The 19170-nt window shown below is 58.2% G+C and carries 20 protein-coding genes; all 20 read left to right on the top strand.

The window, feature by feature from the left end; translation table 11 throughout:
- Window position 1 precedes the first annotated feature (1 nt).
- Window positions 2–523, top strand: coding sequence for a hypothetical protein (locus DLM86_RS00930; protein ID WP_146250128.1), 522 nt, complete (start codon window positions 2–4; stop codon window positions 521–523).
- Window positions 524–603: 80 nt separating this feature from the next.
- Window positions 604–2304: a DNA cytosine methyltransferase gene (locus tag DLM86_RS00925; RefSeq protein ID WP_281272075.1), complete on the top strand. Its 1701-nt coding sequence runs from the start codon at window positions 604–606 to the stop codon at window positions 2302–2304.
- A complete protein-coding gene (locus DLM86_RS00920) occupies window positions 2301–3680 on the top strand; it encodes a DEAD/DEAH box helicase (RefSeq protein WP_110838084.1) in 1380 nt (459 codons plus the stop codon). The genes DLM86_RS00925 and DLM86_RS00920 overlap by 4 nt, the downstream gene beginning before the upstream one ends.
- Window positions 3664–4650 (top strand): DNA-methyltransferase, encoded by a 987-nt coding sequence (locus DLM86_RS00915; RefSeq protein WP_110838083.1) that lies wholly within the window; start codon window positions 3664–3666, stop codon window positions 4648–4650. The genes DLM86_RS00920 and DLM86_RS00915 overlap by 17 nt, the downstream gene beginning before the upstream one ends.
- A 193-nt stretch (window positions 4651–4843) precedes the next feature.
- Window positions 4844–5248 carry a hypothetical protein gene (locus tag DLM86_RS00910; RefSeq protein ID WP_110838082.1) on the top strand — a complete coding sequence of 135 codons (405 nt, stop codon included), beginning with the start codon at window positions 4844–4846 and terminating at the stop codon, window positions 5246–5248.
- A gap of 155 nt (window positions 5249–5403) precedes the next feature.
- Window positions 5404–7755: a virulence-associated E family protein gene (locus DLM86_RS00905; protein ID WP_110838081.1), complete on the top strand. Its 2352-nt coding sequence runs from the start codon at window positions 5404–5406 to the stop codon at window positions 7753–7755.
- A 541-nt stretch (window positions 7756–8296) separates the two neighbouring features.
- Entirely contained in the window at window positions 8297–8578 is a 282-nt protein-coding gene (locus DLM86_RS00895; protein WP_110838079.1) for a VRR-NUC domain-containing protein, read from the top strand.
- Window positions 8575–9951, top strand: coding sequence for a DEAD/DEAH box helicase (locus tag DLM86_RS00890; protein WP_110838078.1), 1377 nt, complete (start codon window positions 8575–8577; stop codon window positions 9949–9951). The genes DLM86_RS00895 and DLM86_RS00890 overlap by 4 nt, the downstream gene beginning before the upstream one ends.
- A 13-nt stretch (window positions 9952–9964) precedes the next feature.
- A complete protein-coding gene (locus DLM86_RS00885) occupies window positions 9965–10240 on the top strand; it encodes a hypothetical protein (RefSeq protein ID WP_110838077.1) in 276 nt (91 codons plus the stop codon).
- Window positions 10237–10770: an HTH domain-containing protein gene (locus tag DLM86_RS00880; protein ID WP_110838076.1), complete on the top strand. Its 534-nt coding sequence runs from the start codon at window positions 10237–10239 to the stop codon at window positions 10768–10770. The genes DLM86_RS00885 and DLM86_RS00880 overlap by 4 nt, the downstream gene beginning before the upstream one ends.
- 373 nt (window positions 10771–11143) lie before the next feature.
- Window positions 11144–11881, top strand: a complete 738-nt coding sequence (terS, locus tag DLM86_RS00875; protein ID WP_110838075.1) for a phage terminase small subunit — start codon at window positions 11144–11146, stop codon at window positions 11879–11881.
- Window positions 11865–13145 carry a PBSX family phage terminase large subunit gene (locus DLM86_RS00870; protein WP_110838074.1) on the top strand — a complete coding sequence of 427 codons (1281 nt, stop codon included), beginning with the start codon at window positions 11865–11867 and terminating at the stop codon, window positions 13143–13145. Before terS ends, DLM86_RS00870 begins: the two co-directional genes overlap by 17 nt.
- Window positions 13146–13159: 14 nt before the next feature.
- Window positions 13160–14608, top strand: a complete 1449-nt coding sequence (locus tag DLM86_RS00865) for a phage portal protein (protein WP_110838073.1) — start codon at window positions 13160–13162, stop codon at window positions 14606–14608.
- Complete coding sequence (locus DLM86_RS00860) at window positions 14605–16209, top strand: ADP-ribosyltransferase (RefSeq protein WP_110838072.1); 1605 nt, start codon at window positions 14605–14607, stop codon at window positions 16207–16209. Before DLM86_RS00865 ends, DLM86_RS00860 begins: the two co-directional genes overlap by 4 nt.
- A complete protein-coding gene (locus DLM86_RS32945) occupies window positions 16199–16330 on the top strand; it encodes a hypothetical protein (RefSeq protein WP_281272065.1) in 132 nt (43 codons plus the stop codon). Before DLM86_RS00860 ends, DLM86_RS32945 begins: the two co-directional genes overlap by 11 nt.
- A 117-nt stretch (window positions 16331–16447) precedes the next feature.
- The gene (locus DLM86_RS00855) at window positions 16448–17059 is read left to right on the top strand and encodes a phage scaffolding protein (RefSeq protein WP_110838071.1); all 612 of its coding nucleotides are present in this window, start codon (window positions 16448–16450) and stop codon (window positions 17057–17059) included.
- A 20-nt stretch (window positions 17060–17079) separates the two neighbouring features.
- Window positions 17080–17403: a hypothetical protein gene (locus tag DLM86_RS00850; RefSeq protein ID WP_110838070.1), complete on the top strand. Its 324-nt coding sequence runs from the start codon at window positions 17080–17082 to the stop codon at window positions 17401–17403.
- A gap of 24 nt (window positions 17404–17427) precedes the next feature.
- Window positions 17428–18447, top strand: a complete 1020-nt coding sequence (locus DLM86_RS00845) for a major capsid protein (RefSeq protein WP_110838069.1) — start codon at window positions 17428–17430, stop codon at window positions 18445–18447.
- Between the two features lie 13 nt (window positions 18448–18460).
- Complete coding sequence (locus tag DLM86_RS31920; RefSeq protein ID WP_158289259.1) at window positions 18461–18790, top strand: hypothetical protein; 330 nt, start codon at window positions 18461–18463, stop codon at window positions 18788–18790.
- Complete coding sequence (locus DLM86_RS00840) at window positions 18720–19169, top strand: phage head-tail connector protein (RefSeq protein ID WP_158289258.1); 450 nt, start codon at window positions 18720–18722, stop codon at window positions 19167–19169. Before DLM86_RS31920 ends, DLM86_RS00840 begins: the two co-directional genes overlap by 71 nt.
- Window position 19170 lies beyond the last annotated feature (1 nt).

Raw genomic sequence — 19170 nt, 5'->3', positions numbered from 1 at the left:
CTTGAGCCATTATTTCTATATAACACCAGAAGAATACGCACAAGCGGCAGCGATCGGCGTTGATAACCAAACTCTCGACCGCCGAGTGCGTGGACTTGGCTGGAAGAAAGAACGGGCCATTACAACTCCTATCCGCCGGTTAGACAAAAGCCGCAGCTATTGGCGTGAGGTAGCCGAGAAGAACGGGATTTCTTTCTCCGCGTTCCATTCCCGGCTTTCGCGTGGCTGGAGTCCGGAAGACGCGGCGACGAAACCGAAACAAACGCCGGAGGAAATCCGGGATCAGGCTTTGCGGGCGACGGAACAAATCAGGAAGATTCCGCGCTGGTGTCTCGATTTGGCGGCAAAGAACGGTATCCAGAGTGCGACACTCCATCTTCGAATCAAAAAGGGAATGTCGTTCGAGGAGGCAGCTACTCGGCCTTTAATGTCTCGCTCACAAGCAGGGGTACGCGGGGCGGCTGCTTTACGCACCAGAGAAGGGGATTGGGCGGCACAAATATTTAAGAAAGGGGGGAGCTGAAAGTGAACAAGCGACGCAAATGGCGACGGCAACGCGAGCTCGCTGCAGCTGTCGGGGAGAGCTGCAGGCAATGGCTAAAGGTGCTGGCGGCGCCCGAATACTGGAAAGACGAGATCTTCGTCGACAGCTTTGCGGGTGGAGGCGGCGCGTCGACCGGTATGGAAAAGGCGAGAGGCCGAAGCGTCGAAGAGGCGATCAACCATGACCCCGCTGCAATCGTGATGCACGAGGCAAACCACCCGGAAACGAATCACCGGATCAGTGACGTTTGGAAGTCGAATCCCCGGGCGGTTGCGGCCGGGCGCCGGGTCGGCCTCCTATGGCTCTCGCCGGACTGTACGCATCACAGCAAGGCGCGCGGCGGAAAGCCCCGTGAGAAAGGCATTCGCGGTTTGGCGTGGGTGGCAGTTTGGTGGGCGGCAACGGTCCGCCCCCGGGTGATTATGCTGGAGAACGTCGAGGAATTTCAAGACTGGGGCCCGCTCGGCAAGGACGGCAAGCCGATTAAGGAGCAGAAGGGCCGTACGTTCCGCAGCTTCGTCAACGCGCTGCGCCGGCAAGGGTACGAGGTCGAATGGCGGATTCTCCGGGCGTGCGACTACGGCGCGCCGACAACCCGCAAACGGCTGTTCATGATCGCCCGCTGCGACGGCCGCGCGATCATCTGGCCGGACCCAAGCCACGGAGATCCCGATAACCCGGCGACGCGGGCGCTTCGGCGAAAGCCTTGGCGGACGGCCGCCGAGATCATCGATTGGTCGATTCCGTGCCCGAGTATCTTCGATCGGAAGAAGCCGCTTGCGGATAATACGCTTCGCCGGATCGCGCGCGGCTTGGATAAATTCGTCATTAATAACCCGGCACCGTTCGTTGCGCCGTTCATGGTGAAGGTGAACCACAGCTCGGACGACGTGTTCCGGGGCCAGCGGATCGACGAGCCGATGCAGACGGTGACCGGGAAGAACGGATTCGGCATCGTGACGCCGTACATTACCCGCATCGGCCAGACCGGCTTCGGTGGCGATCGGATGAGCTATTCCGTCGACGACCAGCTGACGACCATCACGACGAAGGCGGAGCACATGCTGGTGACGCCCGCGCTTATTCAGATGGGGTATGGAGAGCGGGAGGGGCAGCAGCCGCGGATCCTCGACATCGAGAAACCGCTCGGAACGATTACCGCTGGCGGCCGGAAGCACGCATTGGTCGCTGCCTTCCTGGCGAAGCACTACGGCGGGAACTATAACGGGCCCGGGGCAGGAATGGACCAACCACTCCCGACTATTACAACGGTCGACCATAACTCGATCGTCACAAGCCATCTCATCAAGTTCCGGGGTGACAACATCGGCAGCTCGATGGACGGCCCGGTTCCCACCATCACGGCGGGCGGCAATCATATCGGCGCGGTGTACGCCTTCATGGTCGCCTATTACGGCGCCAGCGTCGGCCAGCAGCTCCGCGATCCGCTCGGCACGGTTACGACGCATGACCGGTTCGGCCTCGTCATCGTGCATATCCACGGCGAGCCATACGTCATCGTCGACATCGGAATGAGGATGCTGACGCCGCGAGAGCTGTACAATGCGCAGGGCTTCCCGAAAACGTACATCATCAACCCGACGTACAACGGAAAGCCGTTCTCGCAGGCGGAGCAGGTAGCCAAGTGCGGGAACAGCGTCTCGCCGGTCATTCCGGAAGCGCTGGTCCGGGCAAATCTGCCGGAGCATTGTGTGCCTGAGTGCAGCGACCGCTTTTCGTGGGAGGAGATGCTCGCATGAAATCATACGATTCCTTCATTAATGGCAAACGCGCCTCGATGCCGCCGTCTGGTTTTACCATCGACCGCGATGCGCTTCACCCGAGCCTATTCGACTTCCAGCGTGACCTCGTCCGCTGGGCGCTCCGACGGGGCCGGGCGGCGATCTTCGCCGGGACCGGGCTCGGGAAGAGCCGCATGCAGATCGAATGGGCGATGAACGTCCACCGCTTGACCGGGGGCGATGTGCTGCTGCTGGCGCCGCTGGCAGTAGCCGCGCAGACGGTCCGCGAGGGCGCGGAGCTCGGATACGAAATAACGATGTGCCGCAGCCAGGACGACGTCCGGCCCGGGCTCAATATCGCGAATTACGAAATGCTGCACAAGTTCGAACCGGTCTTCTTCGACGGCGTCGTGCTGGACGAAAGCTCCATCCTCAAGTCGTTTACCGGGAAGATCCGGACCGACTTGATCGAATCGTTCGCCTTCACGCCTTATCGGCTGGCCTGTACGGCGACGCCGGCGCCGAACGACTACATGGAAATCGGCAATCATGCGGAGTTCTTGGGCGTCATGAGCCGTTCGGAGATGCTGTCCATGTTCTTCGTCCATGACGGCGGGGAGACGCAGAAGTGGCGGCTCAAGGGTCATGCCGAGGACGCGTTCTGGCGGTGGGTGGCAAGCTGGGGCGTCGTGCTGGAGAAGCCGTCCGATCTCGGATACTCGGACGATGGGTACATCCTGCCACCGCTCACGATTACCGACCATGTGATCGACGTCGGCGGTGAGCCGGCGAAGACGCTGTCGCAGCGGCAGAAGGCCCGCCGGGAGACGGTAGCTGAGCGCGTCGCGGCCGCCGCCGAGCTTGTGAGCGCATCGGAGGGGCCATTCCTCGTATGGTGCGATCTAAACATCGAATCGGAGATGCTTGCGGCCGCGATCCCTGGCGCTGTGGAGGTGAAGGGTTCCGATAAGCCTTCGTTCAAGGAACAGGCGATGCTCGACTTCGCCGCGGGCAAGATCCGCGTCCTGGTAACGAAGCCGTCCATCGCCGGGTTCGGCCTAAACTGGCAGCATTGCGCGGACATGGCGTTCGTCGGGTTATCGGACAGCTTCGAACAAGTCTTTCAAGCGGTCCGGCGCTGCTACCGGTTCGGCCAGAAACGCCCGGTCAACGTGACGATGATTACGTCCAGCAGGGAGGGCGCCACGGCCGAGAACATCAAGCGCAAGGAAGCCGACTTTCGGAAGATGGTCGCCGAGATGGTCCAGTACACCAAAGAGATTACGTCCGAGTCGATTCGGGAAGCCGGCCGCGACGTGGCCGAATACGAGCCGCGCGTACCACTTCTCATCCCGACATGGTTAAGGAGTGAGCGATTTGCAAGCACAGCATAAAGCAATCGACCAAATCATCGAGCCGGAGTTCGCGCTGTACAACGGCGATTGCGTGGAAGTAGCCCGGGGGCTACCGGATGACAGTATTCATTATTCGATCTTCTCGCCGCCGTTCGCCAGCCTATACACGTATTCGAACAGCGATCGGGATATGGGGAACTGCCGAAACGACGACGAGTTTTTCGAGCATTTCCGTTTCCTGATCCGGGAGCTATACCGTATCACAATTCCCGGTCGGTTGGTTAGTTTCCATTGCATGAATCTCCCGACGAGCAAGGCGCATCACGGGTACATCGGCATTCGGGACTTTCGCGGAGAACTGATTCGCGCATTCGAGGCGGAGGGCTGGATCTACCACAGCGAAGTCGTGATATGGAAGGACCCGGTCGTCGCGCAGCAGCGGACGAAGGCGCTCGGCCTTCTCCATAAGCAGATCGTCAAGGACAGCGCCATGAGCCGGCAGGGCATTCCGGATTATCTTGTCACCATGCGGAAGCCCGGCGTTAATCCGGAGCCGATCAGCGGGGAATTCGAGGAATTCGTCGGCGAAGGGCTGGACGTAAGCCGGGCAGCTTATGAGAAGCATGCGGCGGAGGTTAGGGCATCCGGCCGGGAGCCGTGGCCATTCGAGATGTGGCGGTCCGTCTTCGTCTGGCAGAAGTACGCGTCGCCGGTCTGGATGGACATTAACCCGAACAACACGCTGCAATACCGGTCGGCGCGCGACGAGAAGGACGAGAAGCACATTTGCCCGCTGCAGCTCGACGTCATCGCGCGCGGCGTAGAGCTTTGGAGTAATCCCAGGGACGTCGTTTTCAGCCCGTTCGCCGGGATCGGCTCGGAAGGGTACCAGGCGATCAAGATGGGCCGGCGGTTCGTCGGAGTCGAGCTCAAGGAGAGCTATTACCGCGTCGCCGCGAACAACCTCCGTATGGCCGTGGACGAAGCGTTCGACGAAATGATGGCATGACGGGAGCTCAAATGTATGACCAAAACTTGCGTATTCTGCAACGGTTCCGGCAAGTTCTTTCACGCGGCAAGCGGAAAATGGTTCAAATGTTATTGCGTTTCGTTTAAAGAAAGAAATTTCGTTCAAAGTGTGCAAGGTGTCGGTGGCCGAACGATTAAACGGGTAGATGGTGATTTAAGGGAGGGGTTCGCCGATGGGGGCGCTATTACCAATAAGCAAGACTGACAAGCGATCGAAAGGGCTGGCGGTGACAGCGGATAAGCATGGCAGGCTTTGTCTGAGTGCGGAGCTGCAGAAGGAGTTCGAGTTGGTCGGCAAAGATGACCTGTACCTCTACTTCGACGAGCAAGATCGCCGAATCGGAATCGGCAGAAGTCCGGCCGGTTCCGAACATACCCCATACCGATTCGATAAGCGCGGATACACGTACGCCGAAGATTTCTTGGACCGCTGTGGCATCGACTCCAGCGAGCAGTCGATCAAATTCGTTTATGAAGGCACCGAACGGGGTGTCCTGGTATTCCGGCAACTCGGGATCAAACGGCCGAAGTCGTTCAAGCAGGACCGGAATGGCAATCTGGAAGTGGTTCGGGGGTGAGCGGCAATGCAAATTCAATCCAAACGGGATCGGGACCGAATCCGGCAGCTGGCAGCCGCCAAGCGGAAGACCGGTAAGGCGGCGGCAAAGTCCGGGCATGGCGGCGGTTCCCCGGCTCGGAAGGAAGTAAAAGACGGGAAGTGAGGCAGCGCGACATGCACGATATCGAACTTGACATCAGCTTCGGCAAGAACCGCAGCGACACGAACTGGAAGCCGGAATACCTCTCATGGGACGAATTCGTCGAGCGGCTCCGGAAGGTCCGGCGGACGGCGGAGACAATGGCCGAATACGACAAGATGCACAATATCGCCCGCGGCAAGATCAAGGACGGGCCCGCATTCGTCGGTGGACTCGTCCGCGGCGGCCGCCGGAAGAAGGAGAGTGTCGACACCCGATCGCTTATCACGCTCGACGTCGACCATGCCGACGATAGCTTCCTGTTCGCCTGTGAGCTCGTGCTGGGCGGCTCGGCCTACGTCGTCTATTCCACGCACAGTCACCGGCCGGAGAAGCCGAAATATCGCCTGATCGCGCCTGTCGATCGTGCCATGTCGCCGGACGAATACGCCGCCGTCAGCCGGAAGCTGGCGGAGCAGATCGGTCTCGACTACTTCGATAAGACGACGTTCGACGTGCATCGCCTCATGTACTTGCCCAGCTGCAGCAAGGACGCGGAGCCGGTGCTGGAGGTGTACGAGGGGGCGCCGGTCAGCGTGGCCGCCGTACTGGCGGAATACGAGGATTGGCGCGATCCGCTCCAGTGGCCCCGGCACGCGGACGACAAGGCGCACCGGCAGACGGCGAAGAAGATGGAGGACCCGCGGGGGAAGCAGGGCGTCGTCGGGGCGTTCTGCCGCTGCTACACGATCAGCGAGGCGATCGAGGCGTTCCTGCCGGACGTTTACGAGCCGGTCGACGACAGCCTGACGCGGTACACGTTCGTCGGCTCCAGCAGCTACGGCGGCCTCGTGGTGTACGACGACGACACGTTCGCCTATTCGCACCACGAGAGCGACCCGGTCAGCGGCCGGGAGGTCAACGCGTTCGACCTGGTCCGGCTGCACAAGTTCGGCAGCTTGGACGACCGGGCGAGCGAGACGACGAACATTACGAAGCTGCCGAGCTACACGGCCATGCTGGCTTTTGCGACGCAAGATGGAAAGGTGAAGCGTGAGCGGTTGGCCGAGCTGGCGGATGACTTCGACGAAGAAGCGCCGGACGACGTCGAGGAGGAGCCGGAGGGGGACGACAGCTGGGTCGACCAACTGAAGACGAACGAGAAAACCGGGTTCCCATTGGCGACGGCGAAGAACTGCGAGATCATTCTCAGCAACGGGCCGTTCAAGGGTGCGCTGGCGTACGACGCGTTCGGCAATACAGAGGTGGTTCGGCGGGCGCTGCCGTGGCGGGATCGCGAGCGGCCGCATGAGGACTACGAGCCGTGGCTGGGGGCCGACGACCGCCGGCTCGAGCATTGGTTCGGCAAGACGTACGAGATCAAGTCCGGGACGACCATCAAGAACGCCTTTACCGAGGTCGCTCATAAGAACAGGTTTCATCCGATTATTGAATATTTGGAAGCGCAGGAGTGGGACGGGGAGCATCGGCTCGACCGGCTTTTCGTCGACTACCTGGGGGCCGTAGACACGGCGTACGTCCGGGAAGTGACCCGGAAAATGCTGATCGCGGCCGTCAAGCGGCTGTATGAGCCCGGGTGCAAGTTCGACTATATGCTGGTTCTGGTGGGCCCGCAAGGCGCCGGCAAGAGCACGATCATTCAAATGTTGGCGCAGCGCTGGTTCAGCGATTCGCTGAAGACGTTCGACACGAAAGAGGCGGGCGAGCACTTGCAATCGGCGTGGATCTTCGAATTCGGCGAGTTGGCCGGCATGACGAAGACCGAGGTCGACGAGATCAAGCAATTCATCACGAAGCGCAGCGACAAATACCGTGTCGCGTATGACCGCGTGATTACGGATTTCCCCCGGAAGTGCGTGTTTTTCGGCACGACGAATAACTGGAACTTTTTGAAGGACCCGACGGGGAACCGGCGATTCTGGCCGGTGGCGATCGAACCGGAACGGCGGACGAAGAGCGTATTCACCGATCTGTCCGAATACGAGATCGGCCAAGTCTGGGCCGAGGTGCTGCAGGCGTACCGTAGCGGCGAGGAGCTTGTCCTGTCGCCGGAAGTCGACGTGGAGGCCAAGCGGATACAGGGCGTTCATATGGAAGACGACCCTCGTTCGGGCATCATTCAAGAATGGTTGGAAACTCCGATCGAGGATGAATGGGGAGAATCGTCCGATGTCGGGCAGCTACGGAAACGGGTTTGCGCTTCTCAAATATGGGTGGAGTGCCTCCATAATAAAGCTGGAGCGATTCGCCCTTGGGAGGCACGGGAGATTTGCGACATTTTGCGCCGCATACCGGGGTGGAGGGAGCGTAAAGGCCGGGCTCGCATACCGGGTTACGGGCTGCAGACCGTGTTCGAAAGAGTGTAACAGATATGTGAGAATCACATCTGATCTTATCTGATACATCTGATACAGCGAGTGAACAGATGTATCAGATCATGTATCAGATAAAAGGCGGGCATCTGATACGCCATGAGCCTTTATGCACCAAGGGGAGTCGGTTCCTTGTATCAGATGTATCAGTAAATATTCTATTGGGAGTAGATATAGCGGAGCATAGGAAATAGAAAAAGGCTATTTGTAGGCTCCCCTATGCTAAACGCATTTTATCTTAATACGTGTGCGTGTGTGATAACCTGACCAAAACCGGGGGCTGTGGCATGGGTCGAAAAAGTAAGAGACTTTCGAAGTCCATCATGATGGAGGAACTGCCGTATGGAAGACGGGTTTTCGACGACGGTACGGAGGAACTGTTCAATCGCCGGTATGAGACGATCCGTCGACGAGGCCCCGGAAAGTCAACCGTACAAGTGCTGCAAAAGTTTTTCTACACCGACCAAAATCCGCCATGGGAAGACGACCATGTGAAATCGCAATGTGAGACAGCGTTAAACATCTGGAGGGCAGAATGAGAGAGTCCAAACTGGAAAGACGTCTAGTCCGGGAGGTCGAGCGAATCGGCGGGCTGGCGCCGAAGTGGGTGTCGCCGGGAAACCGCGGCGTCCCTGATCGGCTCGTTATCCTCCCGGGCGGCCGGACCATATACGTCGAGATGAAGGCACCCGGGAAGCCGTTGGAGCCGCTGCAAGTGAAATGGGCGCAGAAGCTTCGCAAGTTGGGGCACCATCATTACAAGATCGATTCGGATGAGGATATCGACCGGTTCGTAGCGGAGGTGAACGCGGAGTGAGGTTCGTACCCCACCAATACCAGGAGTACGCAACAGCCCGCATTCTGGGCACGCCTTATATCGCCTTGCTTCTCGAGATGGGTTTGGGCAAGACGGTATCGACGCTGACCGCGATTGATCTTCTGCTGAACGACTACTTCGAGGCCGACAAGGTGTTGGTTATCGCGCCGCTTCGGGTGGCCGAGGACACATGGGCCCGCGAAATCGAGAAATGGGACCATCTGCGGCATCTGCGAATCAGCAAAGTGCTTGGGGGCGCGGAGCAGCGGCGCCGGGCCTTGAGAGCTGACGCGGATATCTGGGTCATAAACCGCGAGAACGTCGAATGGCTCGTCAGCGAATATGGCAGCAAATGGCCGTTTGATACGGTTGTGGTGGACGAGGTAAGCAGCTTTAAGAATCATCAATCCAAGAGGTTCAAGGCATTGCGGCGCGTCCGGCCGTTTATACGCCGCTTGGTCGGTTTGACCGGAACGCCGGCACCCAACAGTTTGATGGACCTTTGGGCCCCAATCTACTTGTTGGATCAGGGCGAACGCCTCGGCAAGACGATTACCGGCTTCCGCGATCGATATTTCACGCCGGGTGCCCGCAGCGGCCAGATCGTCTATGACTGGAAGCAGAAAAAGGAGTCCGAGCAGCGAATCTACGAGGCGATCGCAGACATCGTAGTGTCGATGAAAGCCTCCGACTGGTTGCAGCTTCCGGAGCGAATCGACCGGATCGTCCCGATCAAGCTGTCGGAGAAGTCCCGGGAGCTGTACAAGAAGCTGGAGCGCGATCTGCTGTTGCCATATGCCGATGCGGACGTCGTCGCCAATACGGCGGCCGTCTTGAGTAACAAACTGCGGCAAATGGCCTCCGGCGCCGTGTACGACGAGGAGCGAGGCGTCAAGCTGATCCACGACGCGAAGCTGGATGCGCTGGAGGACATCGTCGAGGCGGCGCAGGGGAAGCCGGTCATGGTGTTCTACGACTTCAAACACAGCCTATCCCGCATCCAGGAGCGATTCCCACAAGCCCGGACGCTGCGGAAGGGTAAAGACGGCAACGAAGACATCCGGGCATGGAATAACGACGAGATCCCGCTGTTGCTGCTGCACCCGAAGTCGGCCGGCCACGGCCTGAACCTGCAGGAGTCCAGCTGCCAGACGGTTGTCTGGTACGACCAGATATGGAGTCTGGAGGAGGACCAGCAGGCGAATGCGCGGGTCCATCGGCAAGGGCAGACGCGCCGGATCGTCGTCCTTCGCCTGGTAGCGGAGGGCACGATGGACGAGGAGACGGTGGAGGCGCTGAACCGAAAGGCGACCGGGCAGGAGGAGCTTATGCAAGCCGTCAAAGCCCGGATTGATCGAATTAAGAGCGAATAAGGGAGGGCCGGACATGAATCGAGATCAAAAACGCCGGTATTTCCAGAAATTTAAAAGCCTGTCCGCCGATGAGTTTTGGCGGCAGATGAACGTCCTGCATACCCGCGCATACGCCGCCGCGCAGCGCCATTACGGCGAAGCGATGGACATTGTTCTGCAGCCCAAACAGAAGGCGGCCGTCATCGCGAAAGCAAACGAGATCCGCGAGCTGTGGGATGGGATGCGGGCGATCACGACGGACGAAACGGAACGCGAATTTTTCAAAGACGAGGAGGGCGAAGGCCAATGAGCAAATCGCTGAGCAAAGAACAACTTGACGCCGTTGCGCGAGCAGCTGTGACCGCGGCGATGGAGTTTATCGAGAAGGAAAAGCAAAAACAGCAAAAGGTCAAACGGGACAAACGGCTCCGGAATACGAAATTGCTGCTAAAGCATTACCGTGATTTCGTCGCTCACAGCGAAACATTGCAAAACAAGCTTACCGCGATCGAAGAGGCTTCGATGTTGAATGAACTGCATGATGAGGAATTCGCGGTCGAGGCTATTAAACGGAGCGAGCAACGCACACTGGTGATGGTTCGTTTTATTCAACGGGCTTTGGATTCATATCAGGCGATGTGTGAAATGTCGAGGCAGCCGGAGGATTCGCGGCGGTATAAAATCGTCCATTCGCTTTACATTTCTGAGCAATTGACGACCATCGAGAAGCTGGCCGAACGCCACAATATCGATGTGAGCACGATATACAAAGACGTGAACGCAGCCTGCAAAACCTTGTCCGTCTTGATCTTCGGAGTCGACGGCATCCGTTTTGACTGAACCAAAACCACGCCAAAAAGCCGCCATTCTGTCGAAAATACAAACGTGATACTATGATATTGTGCAATACTTGAATACTGTTATCTCTCCCCCTCACATAGCCGCCATTTTTGGCGGCATTTTGTTTTCTAGGGATGTGATTTCGATGCCTGTTACGGAAGAATTGACCGGACGGGAGCTCCTACGCCGATTGTGCAGTCTCGAAAAGGCAGAAGAAACGCGGCGATTGAAAGAGCGGCAACCGCTAAAATGCAATGGTTGCGTGTGGGGCCGCTTCGAAGGTTCCGTGCAATACTGCATGCGGCCTGTGTGCGTAAAGGATGGGCGGTAAGGCGGCAAAACAAACATAACGCCGGGGGTGGTGGTGATGTAGATGTCCGAAGCCCATAAGTTGGCCGAGAAGGACTATTTGTCCGGATTAAAATATAAAGAGATCGCCGAGAAATACGGCGTTACGCTCAATACGGTTAAAAGTTGGAAACAGCGACATGGCTGGAGCCGGGAAAAGGGTGCACCCGTTGATAAAAGTGTGCACACAAATAAAGGGGGCGCGCCCCGGGGCAACCGCAACGCGTTAGGGAACAAAGGCGGGGCGGCCCCGAAGCGAAACGGCAATGCGATCAAGCATGGCCTATTCCGCAAGTTTCTGCCGGACGATCCGGAGACGCGGGAGATTTACGACAGTGCGGGTCAGATGAGCCCGCTCGATCTGCTGTGGGAGCAAATCCAGATCAAGTTTACGGCGATCATCCGGGCGCAGCGCATCATGTTCGTTCGGGATCGGGACGACCAAACGAAGGTCGTCAAAAAGGATCTCGACATCGGCACCGAATACGAGATCCAACATGCATGGGACAAGCAAGCCGCCTTCTTGACCGCACAGGCTCGGGCCATGACCGCGCTCACGTCGATGATTCGCCAGTACGAGGAGATGCTTCGGGCAGCGCCTCCGGATGAGCTGCGCGAGGAACGGCTGCTGCAAATCGAAAAGCTGCGTGTCGAGATCGCCAAGACGAAGGGCGCCGACGGCGGGGAGACTGAGGACGACGGCTTCCTCGAGGCGCTTAAGGGCAAGGCTGCGGAGGTGTGGGCCGATGAAGGCGCTACGTAAACCGGCGCCGTTCAAGTGGTCGCCATTTTCCGTCAAGCAGATTAAGGTCCTAACCTGGTGGATGCCTGAATCGCCGTATCGAGACATGGACGCCCTGATCGCCGACGGATCCGTCCGCGCCGGCAAAACGGTCGCCATGTCGTTCAGCTATATTTGCTGGGCGATGGACAGCTTCGTCAACGAACAATTCGGCATGGCGGGCAAGACGATCGGCGCGCTTCGCCGGAACGTCATTGGGCCGCTGAAGCGTATGCTCAAATCCCGCGGGTACGCCGTCCACGACAGCCAGACGGAGAACATGCTGACGATTCGCCGTGGGCTGGTGACGAACTACTTCTTCCTGTTCGGCGGCAAGGACGAACGCTCCCAAGACCTGATCCAAGGGATCACGCTCGCCGGCATGTTCTTTGACGAGGTCGCGCTCATGCCGCAGTCGTTCGTCAACCAGGCGACGGCACGCTGTTCGGTCGACGGGGCGAAGTTCTGGTTCAACTGCAACCCCGCCGGGCCGCACCATTGGTTCAAGGTGGAATGGCTCGATCAGCTCGAGAAGAAAAACGCGCTTCACCTGCACTTCACGATGGACGACAACCTGTCGTTGTCGGAGAAGGTTCGGGAGCGCTACCGTCGGATGTACTCGGGCGTTTTCTACAAGCGCTACATCCTCGGCCTGTGGGTATTGGCCGAGGGCGTCATATACGACATGTTCGACATGGGCAAGCACGTCGTGCCGACCATCGAGAGGCCGTACACGCAGTATTACGTCAGCTGCGACTACGGGACGCAAAACCCGACCACGTTTGGTCTGTGGGGCAAGAGCGCAGGCATTTGGTACAAGGTCAAGGAGTACCATTACGACGGCCGGGCCAAGAACCGCCAGAAAACGGACGAGGAGTATTGCGACGACCTTATCGCCTTCACCGGGAAGTTGCCCGTCATGGCCGTCATCATCGACCCATCGGCTGCGTCGTTCATTGCCGCCGTCAAGAAGCGCGGCGCGTTCCGTGTGCTGAAAGCCGACAATGATGTCGTGGACGGCATACGAGACGTCGCATCGGCGCTTGTTGAGGGGCTCATCAAATACAACGACTGCTGCAAAGAGACGTTCCGGGAGTTTTCGAGCTACGTCTGGGACGAGAAGGCAGCGGCGCGCGGCGAAGATAAGCCGGTTAAGGAAAACGATCACCAGATGGACGGGGATCGTTATTTTGTGCGCAGCGTGGTAAAGCGGAAAGGCGGCGTTTACTTTCCGAATGCCGGGTAGAAAGGAGGGACCCTATGAGTCCAGCCATGCGGGAAATTGTGAAAATCATCCAAGACGGAGCGGCCAGCGCGATGACGTTGGAGCAAATCATCCAGAACGAAATTAGCAGGTGGCAATCGTCCGAGGAGTACAGGCTGATGACGGAAAGCGACCAATATTATCGCAACAAGACGGCCATTCTCAAACGCGAACGAACGGTGATTGATAAGACCGGGCGGCGAGTCCGGGCGACCAATCTCGCCGACATCCGCCTCGTGAACGGGTTTTACCGAAAGCTGGTCGATCAGAAAGTCGGGTACTTGCTCGCCAAGCGGATGAGCGTGCAGACGGACAATAAGCAATACCTGGAACTGCTTTCCGGCTACTTCGGCCAAGCCATGCAGCAGCTCATGCAGAGCGTCGGCCGGGAAGCGATCAAAAAGGGCATCGCTTGGCTACACGTTTACTACGACGACGAGGGCCGACTGTCCTTTAAGCGAATGCGTTCGCAGGAGATCATCCCGTTTTGGCGCGATGAGGCGCACACGGAGCTGGACGCCGTCATTCGCGTCTACAAGGTCGAGGCTTATGAGGGTGTCAACCGTAGCGACGTGACAAAGGTCGAATGGTGGGACCAGAACGGGATCCGGCGGTATGTCCTTGATGGCAGGCTGATCCCAGATGTCGACGCAGGCGAGGAGTCGTCGCATCTCCTGCTTGTAGAAAATGACGGGACTGAAAAGCCATTCAACTGGAAGCGCGTCCCCTTTATCCCGGTCAAGTACAACGAGGAAGAGCAGTCACTCCTCGACTTGATTAAGACGCTGGTTGACGACTACGACGCCCGCAAGTCAGACAACGCGAACAATCTGGAGGATCTGCCGAACAGCATTTACGTTGTAAAGGACTATGGCGGCACGACGGCGGAAGAGTTCCGCGAAAATATCAACCGATACCGCGTCGTGTTTACGGAGGGGGAGGGTGGCGTCACGACGGTCAGCCTCGAGATTAACACCGAAGCGTACACGGCCCATCAAGCCCAAAACCGAAAGGACATTTACGAGTTCGGCCGGGGTGTCGATACGCAGTCCGAGCGGATCGGCAGCAGCCCGTCCGGGATTGCGCTGAAGTTCTTGTATGCGGATCTCGACATGGACGCCAACACCATCGAAACGGAGTTCCAGGTTAGCCTCGAAAAGCTGCGCTGGTTCATCGATGTCCATATCGCCAATGCGACCGGTACCGACTACAGTGCGGAGAAGGTCGATTTTATTTTCAACCGGGACATCCCGATCAACGAGACGGACACGATCAACAATATCAAGTCCAGCTCCGGCATCATCTCGAACGAAACGCTTGTCGCGAACCATCCGTTCGTTACTGATGTGCAAGCCGAGCTCGAACGGCTGAAGAAGGAGCGAGAGGCCGATCCGGACCCGTACGCCACACCCGGAAGCGCTGATTCGGAAGGCGATGAAGAATGAAGTCGGCCGAATACTGGCAGCAGCGGAGCGAGCAGGTCGCCAAGCTTCAGCATGAGAAGACGGACGCCTACATCACCAAGGTGAAGCGCGAGTACGATCGGGCTCTGAAAACGATCAAGGCGGACATCGATTCGTTTCACCGCCGCTTTGCGGTGAACAACGAGATCAGCATGGCCGAGGCGCGAAAGCTGCTGACCAAAGGCGAGCTGAAAGAATTTCGGATGACGCTCGAGGAGTTCACGGCAAAAGCGAAGGACAACGCGGACGGCCGATGGACGCAAATGCTGAACAACGTCTACTACCGGACGCGGATCACGCGGCTCGAAGCGCTGCAGATCCAGATCCGACAGCAGGCGGAAATGCTGGCGGGCGGCGAGCAGACTGGCACCCGGGCCCTGCTGAAAGACGTGTACAGCGACACGTATTATCGGACGATGTACGAGCTGCAGAAAGGAACGGGATTCGGCGCTTCCTTCGCCCGACTCGATCCAGACGGCCTCGAGAAAGTAACGGCGACGGAATGGCTTGGCTCAAACTACAGCAAGCGGATATGGGGGAACCGGAACAAACTCGTCAACGAGCTGCGGACCCGGCTTGCACAGTCGATCATCCGCGGCGACAGCGCCGATCGGATGACGGATATGCTGGCCGAGCGGATGGGCGTTGCCAAGTCGAACGCGGCCCGCCTCATCCGCACCGAAAGCAGCTTTATGGTTGGCGAAGCAACCGCGGCCGCGTACTTTGAAAACGGCATCGTGGACAAATACGAGATCCTCGCCACACTCGACGGCAAGACGAGCGCAATATGCCGTGGCATGGACGGCCATGTGTTCGAATTACGGGACCGAGAGGTCAACGTCAATTATCCGCCGTTCCACTCCAATTGCCGGACGACGGTCGTCCCGTTCTTCCACGAGGAGATCGACGCTGGCGAGCGGATCGCCCGCGACGAGGAGGGCAAGTCGTATTTCGTGCCCGGCGACATCAAGTACGAGGACTGGAAAAAGCAGTATGTGGACTCCCCGAACCCGCCAAAAAGTGGTATAATAGATCAAATATCGTACCGGAAGTTCTCAAACGTTGCCGAGCTCAAAGAGTGGGAAAACAAGGTGACTCCGCCATGGCTTGACTCCTTGTCGGAAGATGAGCGAAAATCCATCGTGAGATACACTGGCAGCTCCTACGTCGAGATCAACGAGAATTTGCGGAATGGTGGTGGCCAGGAGCGGTATGATGAGCTTGCGCGATATATCAGCGCAGGCATTAACAAATTTGAGCTGAAAGACAACATCACCGTCTACCGGGGCATGAGGTCGAACATTTTTGGCGTCCCAGCTGAAGACTTGGTAGGCGTGGAATTCACGGAAAAGGCGTTCTGGAGTACGTCCATGATTGAGGAAAAGCAGTTTTCCGGTTTATTGCAAATGGAGATCCGAGTACCGGCGAAAAGCCGTGGCGCTCCGATCAATCCGCTTAGCGAGTACAAGGATGAGGAATACGAGTTTCTGCTGGACGCCGGGACGCATTTCCGTATTGTTGAGGCGTCGGAGGAAGACGGCAGGCTCAAATTAATTGTTGAGGTGATTGCAGATGCCGATTAGAGAGGATCGACTGGATCGCTTTATCGCGAAGCCTAGCGACATCATCATCACGAAATCGCCCACAGATGTGAAGCGAGAGAAAGAAGCCGCCGAGAAAAACGATCAGCCGAAGAAGGATTAAGGAGCACTCACGAATACGCGTGGGTGCTTTTTGTTTGGCCGAACGGGCCCCGGGTGAGACTTCCGGGGCCTAAAATATACCGGACACAACCGGGACAAAAAGTGAGGATGAGCAGAAATGGAATGGTTGAAGCAGCTTTTGAAGGCGCAAGGGCTCACGGACGAGCAGATCACGGCAATCGTGGGAGGGGTGGAAGCGAATTACAAAGGGTGGGTACCCGAGCATCGATTCAAGGAAGTGAACGAGGCCAAGAAGACGGCCGAGGACGCCTTGAAGGATCGGGACAAGCAGCTGGAAGAGCTGAAGAAAACGGCCGGAGACAACGCCGCGCTGAAGGAGCAGATCGAGAAGCTGCAGGGCGAGAACAAGGCCGCGAAGGAGAAATACGAATCCGAGGCGAAGGAGCTCCGCCTCAACACGGCGCTCAAACTCGCGCTGGCCGGGAAAGCCCATGACCCCGACATCGTTGCTGGTTTGCTGGACAAATCGAAAATCGAGCTTGACGAAAACGGCAATGTGAAGGCCGGATTCGACGAGCAGCTGAAGGCCCTACAGACGAGCAAGGGCTTTTTGTTTGTCGAGCAAAAGCCGCCAAGCTACAAGGGTTTCGTCCCCGCAGACGGCAAAACCGACAAGGGTGACGGAAGCGGATCGCTCGGAGCCAGTTTTGCAAAGTCGGCCAATGAAAGCGGAAAAGCCCCCGCGGCCGCAAATAACCCGTGGGCTTAAATTAAGGAGGACCGGAAACCATGCCATACGTAAAAAGCTACGGCCCGATCCAGGAGATCAATTTCTTGGCGAGCGCCCAATTTACCGCATTCACCTACCAAGTAGACGACGCCGGCGTCACGGCGAACGCCCAAGGGCGGAAGATCGTCCCGGCCGGCACCGTGTACCCGGCGAATGACGCGACCGCGATCGGCATTCTGCTGACCGATACCGACGTCACGGAAGGTCCCCAACCGGGCAGCGTCCTGGTGGAGGGTTGGATTTTGGAGGCGCGCCTGCCGGTAGCGCCCGCAGCAGCTGCCAAAACGGCCATGCCGGCCATCAAATTCAAAAAGGTCGTGTAATCGACCGACCAAGGAGGACAAACCATGCCTAGTGTTATGGATCTGTTTAACCACCGCGAGGTACTGAATTACCTGCAAAACCGCCAATACCCGGTACTGCTGGGAGAGGCGCTTTTCCCGGAGGTCAAGCGCGACAGCTTGGAATTCGATCTCATCAAAGGCGCTCGCCGCATCCCGGTCGTCGCCAGCGTTCACGCGTTCGACACCGAGGCGGAGATCGGCAGCCGTGAGGCCAGCAAGCAGGCACTCGCGCTTGCGCTCATCAAGCGGAAGCTGCCGCTCAAGGAGAAGGACATCATCGCGCTGGAGAATCCGCGCTCGCAAGCCGAACAGCAGTATCTCATGAGCGAAGTGTACAACGACATCGACGTTCTGGTCGCGGGCGTTCGGGGACGCGTCGAAGTCATGCGAATGGAGGCGACCGCAAACGGTACGGTTACGCTGGCCGAAAACGGTCTGTCCGCGACCATCGACTATGGCGTACCGAACAACCACAAGGAAGTGCTGTCCGGTACGGATTTGTGGACCGATCCGACAAGTGACCCGATCACGCAGATGCAGGATTGGTATGCGACGCTCGGCACCAAACCGAAACGGGTCCTGACTTCCGGCGCGGTACTTGCGGCGCTGCTGCGCCACCCGAAAGTTGTCGGTGCGCTGTTCGGCAACAATTCAGCCCGCGTCGCGACCCGACTCGATTTGAACGCACTTTTGACCCAACTGGAGCTCCCGACGATCGCCATTTACGACGACGTGTACCGGAAGCAGAAAGCGGACGGCTCGTACGAGCAGCTCCGCTACTTCCCGCAAAACAAATTCGTCATGATGCCCGAAGGACCGCTGGGTGAAACGATTTACGGCCCTACCGCCGAGGAAATCCGCTTGATGCGCGATCCGTCGATCCAAACGCAGATGATCGGCAAGGTCTTGGCAATGGTATACGAGGAGGACGTCGATCCGGTGAGCACGTGGACGAAAGCGGTCGCCACAGCCTTGCCGAGCTTTCCGGCGGCGGACGAAGTATTCCAAGCGCAGGTAATCTAAGGGGGCGAACACGATGGTCGTAACACCGAAACAAATCCCGGTCCGCCATAACGGCAAGCGGTTCGCCCCCGGCGAGCCGTTTGAGATCGACCGTAAAGGATACGAACGGATCGCTTCGCATCTCGACATTCTTGACGAGGATGACGAGCAGGAGGTGGCCGATCCGGCGCTTGAAGCGTTGCGGGAACGCGGGAAAGAACTTGGCATTCGCGGCTGGCATAGCATGGGTCCCGAGAAGCTGGCCGCCGCGGTTGCGGAGAAGGAAGCGGAGCTTGCCGCTCAAGGTACACCGGGTGGGGATGATCCGGCCGCTCAAGGCGGTGCTGGTGATGGCGATCAATAAAGCCGATATCCGTGTCCTTGTGAAGCGTCGCCTCGGACTTGCAATCGAGAACGAAACGCATGACGACTTGATCGGCCTGTACATCGACGCGGTTGAGGAAGGCATTCGGAACTTTATCCACGACCGCGAGGTCCCCGACGGTCTGAAGCAAACTTGGGCAGCAATGGCGGCGAGCGCTCTTTTTACGGAGCAGCTCGCCGTGCTGTTCCCGCCTCCCGACCCGGTCGAGGCATTTGAAACCCAGATCGGCGATACGACCGTCAAACCGATCAAACCTGTCATCAATACGGCGCCGCCGGGGCCCAGCTTGGCCGCCATCGAGTCGGTCATGTTTGATTACAAATCCAGCTTGATCGCCTACCGGAAAATGAGGTGGTAGC

This window comes from Paenibacillus flagellatus, from assembly GCF_003217775.1.
In the GTDB taxonomy this organism is placed as follows: Bacteria; Bacillota; Bacilli; order Paenibacillales; family NBRC-103111; genus Paenibacillus_AB; species Paenibacillus_AB flagellatus.
This window is presented reverse-complemented; position numbering and strand designations above follow the sequence as displayed.

Bases quoted from the DNA above. Each gene is read 5' to 3' on its own strand.
- DLM86_RS00920 (WP_110838084.1), top strand. From the start codon at position 2,301: ATGAAATCATACGATTCCTTCATTAATGGCAAACGCGCCTCGATGCCG.
- DLM86_RS00910 (WP_110838082.1), top strand. From the start codon at position 4,844: ATGGGGGCGCTATTACCAATAAGCAAGACTGACAAGCGATCGAAAGGG.
- DLM86_RS00905 (WP_110838081.1), top strand. From the start codon at position 5,404: ATGCACGATATCGAACTTGACATCAGCTTCGGCAAGAACCGCAGCGAC.
- DLM86_RS00895 (WP_110838079.1), top strand. From the start codon at position 8,297: ATGAGAGAGTCCAAACTGGAAAGACGTCTAGTCCGGGAGGTCGAGCGA.
- DLM86_RS00885 (WP_110838077.1), top strand. From the start codon at position 9,965: ATGAATCGAGATCAAAAACGCCGGTATTTCCAGAAATTTAAAAGCCTG.
- DLM86_RS00880 (WP_110838076.1), top strand. From the start codon at position 10,237: ATGAGCAAATCGCTGAGCAAAGAACAACTTGACGCCGTTGCGCGAGCA.
- terS (WP_110838075.1), top strand. From the start codon at position 11,144: ATGTCCGAAGCCCATAAGTTGGCCGAGAAGGACTATTTGTCCGGATTA.
- DLM86_RS00870 (WP_110838074.1), top strand. From the start codon at position 11,865: ATGAAGGCGCTACGTAAACCGGCGCCGTTCAAGTGGTCGCCATTTTCC.
- DLM86_RS00865 (WP_110838073.1), top strand. From the start codon at position 13,160: ATGAGTCCAGCCATGCGGGAAATTGTGAAAATCATCCAAGACGGAGCG.
- DLM86_RS00860 (WP_110838072.1), top strand. From the start codon at position 14,605: ATGAAGTCGGCCGAATACTGGCAGCAGCGGAGCGAGCAGGTCGCCAAG.
- DLM86_RS32945 (WP_281272065.1), top strand. From the start codon at position 16,199: ATGCCGATTAGAGAGGATCGACTGGATCGCTTTATCGCGAAGCCTAGC.
- DLM86_RS00855 (WP_110838071.1), top strand. From the start codon at position 16,448: ATGGAATGGTTGAAGCAGCTTTTGAAGGCGCAAGGGCTCACGGACGAG.
- DLM86_RS00850 (WP_110838070.1), top strand. From the start codon at position 17,080: ATGCCATACGTAAAAAGCTACGGCCCGATCCAGGAGATCAATTTCTTG.
- DLM86_RS00845 (WP_110838069.1), top strand. From the start codon at position 17,428: ATGCCTAGTGTTATGGATCTGTTTAACCACCGCGAGGTACTGAATTAC.
- DLM86_RS31920 (WP_158289259.1), top strand. From the start codon at position 18,461: ATGGTCGTAACACCGAAACAAATCCCGGTCCGCCATAACGGCAAGCGG.